This window comes from Mucilaginibacter sp. P4_G9 (assembly GCF_056400985.1).
In genome coordinates this window covers 1-3776 of sequence record NZ_JBFUKF010000462.1, presented here as the reverse complement: position 1 = coordinate 3776, position 3776 = coordinate 1, and the positions used below count along the sequence as shown (strand labels likewise).

Here is a 3776-nt window from a genome sequence, read left to right as displayed (position 1 = left end):
GTATTAAGTTTACCTATTTTATTTTGGTTAACGATACACTTTACCTTGCCGATAATATGCAGCTATTAGGCATTATCGACCTGATGCGGAAACGCCCCGAAAGCCTGCTTATCCATCATTCTAAATATAAAGAGTTTAAAACACACCTGTTAACCAAACTCGAAGACAGGATAAGCATTGCTTACCAGCATATTAAACCTGCTACCGCTGTTCAGTTAAAACAGCAAGGATTTACCAGCGAAACCGAAAAGATCATTTACCTGTCGGATTTTGGCAGCCATGTAATGATCATCCCGGTTATGCGTTATGGCGAGGCCGAAATACCGGTACGTACAAAGCGGACGATTCACGGGGTTGACCATAAAGGCAACGAATTTATTGTAAAGCGGAACGACGAAGCCGAAATTGAACTGACCGCCCTGCTTATTAAACAACACCCCTACTTTGCCGAACAAGTGGATAATGACCTGCATTATTTTTACCTGCATAAAAGGTTTTTTTTGCAGGAAGATTGGTTTTTAAATGTATTTGAAGATTGGCAAAAGCATGACATTACAGTTTTAGGTTTTAACGAACTGGAAGGAAATAAACTTAACCCAAATAAAGTAAATATAACCATAAGGGTACTAAGCGGTATCAACTGGTTTAATACCGAAATAGGCATTAGGTTCGGCAATAAAAAAACTACTTTAAAGCGGGTTCAAAAAGCTGTACGTAACAAAAGCAAATACGTACAGCTGGATGATGGTACTTTGGGCATATTACCATTGGAATGGATAGAAAAGTTTACTAAATATTTTAATGCCGGCGAAATAACTGATGAAGATATACTAATTATCCATAAAATCAATTACACGGCCATTGCTGAACTATTTGACGAGCAGCTAATGGACCAGGAAGTTAAGACCGAACTAAGAACATATCGCAAAAAACTATCAGATTTTGATGCGATAACCGATATTGAAGTTCCACCGGAGTTACATGCTACCCTTCGCCCCTATCAAAAACAGGGATTAAACTGGCTTAACTTTTTAGATGATTTTAACTTTGGCGGATGCCTGGCTGATGATATGGGCCTGGGTAAAACCATGCAAATCATCGCTTTTATACTATCGCAACGAAAAAAAGCAAATCACAATACCAACCTGCTGGTAGTACCTACATCGCTTATTTTTAACTGGCAGGCCGAGGTGCAAAAGTTTGCGCCATCCATCAGGATCCATACCATTTATGGGGCCGACAGGATAAAAAGTATCAGCGACTTTAACCCGTATGAAATAATCCTTACCTCATACGGCACCCTGCTTGCCGATATCAGCTTTTTAAAAAACTACCAGTTCAATTATATTTTCCTTGACGAATCGCAGCAAATCAAAAATCCGGATTCGCAGCGTTACAAAGCCGTACGCTTGCTAAAATCGCGTAACAGAATTACCATCACGGGTACACCTATCGAAAACAATACTTTTGATATTTATGGGCAGCTGTCATTTGCGTGCCCCGGCCTGTTGGGAACCAAACAGTACTTTAAAGATATTTATGCCGTGCCCATTGATAAATTTAAAAGCCACAAACGGGCTACAGAACTTCAAAACAAAATAAAGCCCTTTGTTTTACGACGAACCAAGCAGCAGGTGGCCGCCGAATTGCCCGAAAAAACCGAAATGGTATTGTATTGCGAAATGAAGGAGCAACAGCGGAAAATTTATGATGCTTATGAAAAGGAGTTCCGTGAGTTTATATCGGCCACAACAAGCGATGAATTAAGGAAAACGCCGATGAACGTACTCAAGGGGCTAACAAAATTACGGCAGGTATGCGATTCGCCATTGTTAATTACCGGTGAAAAACCACCCGGAAGTGAATCGGCGAAAATAGATATGCTGATGGAGCAGATTGAAAGCAAATTACCCCGGCATAAAATACTGGTATTCTCGCAATTTGTTTCGATGCTTGAGCTGATCAAAAAAGAATTAACTAACCGCCAAATTGGTTTTAGCTGGCTTACAGGCAGTACCCGTAACCGCGAAGCTGTAGTAAACGAATTTCAAAATAACCCGGCAATAAGCGTATTCCTTATCAGCATGAAGGCGGGTGGCACCGGTTTAAATTTAACCGAAGCAGATTATGTTTACATAGTTGACCCATGGTGGAACCCTGCTGTTGAAAACCAGGCCATCGACCGTTCGCACCGCATTGGCCAAAATAAAAATGTGGTTGCTGTAAGGATGATCTGCCCGGATACCGTTGAAGAAAAAATTATGCAGATGCAGGAATTCAAAAGAAGTTTAGCAGATAACCTGGTAAACACCGGTTCTTCGTTCCTTCAATCGTTATCAAAAACAGATCTCTTGAGTATATTGGGTTAGCATTAAGCAAAAGATATTTATTCAGCCCGGCATTAAATACCATCTATATCACCAACAAAGTGCAAAAGGAAACGAAATTATTTACCACTTAGAAGTTCTTAAATTTGATTTATTAATGTTTTTATGCTTCTAATGAAGCACATAACCACGCGTCATCGCGAGGCACGAAGCAATCCCGGCCTTACAAAGTAGCTTTACAAATCCGATCTGCATAGTTTGGGATTGCTTCGTGCCTACCCATGACGTGTTTGCAAAAAAGCCATTTGTCATGCTGAACGTAGTGAAGCATCCATTATTCGACATGCTTCTTCGCCCTGTACAGTCGGCGAATAGATCCTTCACTCCGTTCAGGATGACAAACCTTTTAAAACGTTATTTCCCCTTCAAAGTTTCGCGAAATTTTACCACTCGCAATAACGTGTTTGTAAATTGCTGATTATCAGCATTATTTTTTAATATAATCTATGTCATTGCGAGGCACGAAGCAATCGCATGCTATACAGAGCGGACCTGCACAGTTCGCGATTGCCGCGCTGCGCTCGCAATGACATCGTTGTTGTGAGCCTACTAAAGCCAGCACGTCATCCCCATTTTTTCCAGGATTATCCTGGTGGTTATTCGCAATGACAATCTGTTTTTTTATTTATTATGTGATTACTAATCAAAACATTGGCTTTGTGCATTTTGCTTTCTGCTTTTATATAATAGCTATCTCAAAATAGTTACATAACCTGTAAATCTTTGCCCGTTTACCCTGGTATCAACAATAAAGTAATATACACCGGCTGGTACAGGTTGCCCGTTAGACCTGCCATCCCACGGAGCCCCATAACCCTTTGAATGAAATATTTGGGTGCCGTACCGGTTATATACATCAACCGTTGCGTTCTCAAAAGCTATCAGGCCGGTTATTTCCCAGGTATCATTTTTTCCATCTCCGTTAGGTGAAAAAGCATTGTTGACAAATAAACGTGGCGATACAATTACGCGAGTGGTGTCCTGATCTATACATCCTAAACTATCAGTCACTAAAAGTGTATAGGTACGGTCTACGTCTCCCGTTATAACCGGATCTTTAACATGCACATCGCTTATGCCAATATTTGGTGTCCATAGATAGGTAACGGTTTGATCATTTACCGTTGGATGTAAAGTGATAAGCTTATCCTTCAAAACATATCTTTTATGTTCTGTAGTAAGTACCGGCGGGGCAAAGAGTGTTATTTTAACAGAATCAGATGGTATATAACAATCACCGGCATTATCTGCATTAAACGTTAATACAACAGATCCCTTTTTTATATCATTATCGCCAGGTAAATAAAAAGCATTTGGTTGGTTTGCAGATTCAAATTTACCATCGCCCAAAGAGGTTGTCCAGAAACCGGTACCGCCCGGTATAAGTAC

At 40.4% G+C, this 3776-nt stretch carries 2 protein-coding genes; one reads left to right on the top strand and one right to left on the bottom strand.

Annotation, left to right across the window (positions count from 1 at the left end):
• A partial coding sequence (locus AC1DPZ_RS23750) for a DEAD/DEAH box helicase (protein WP_477408130.1) occupies positions 1-2369 on the top strand: 2369 nt, incomplete at its 5' end.
• A gap of 708 nt (positions 2370-3077) precedes the next feature.
• On the opposite strand, the gene AC1DPZ_RS23745 is transcribed toward AC1DPZ_RS23750, so the two are convergent.
• On the bottom strand, positions 3078-3776 hold a 699-nt coding region (locus tag AC1DPZ_RS23745; RefSeq protein ID WP_477408128.1), incomplete at its 5' end, for a gliding motility-associated C-terminal domain-containing protein.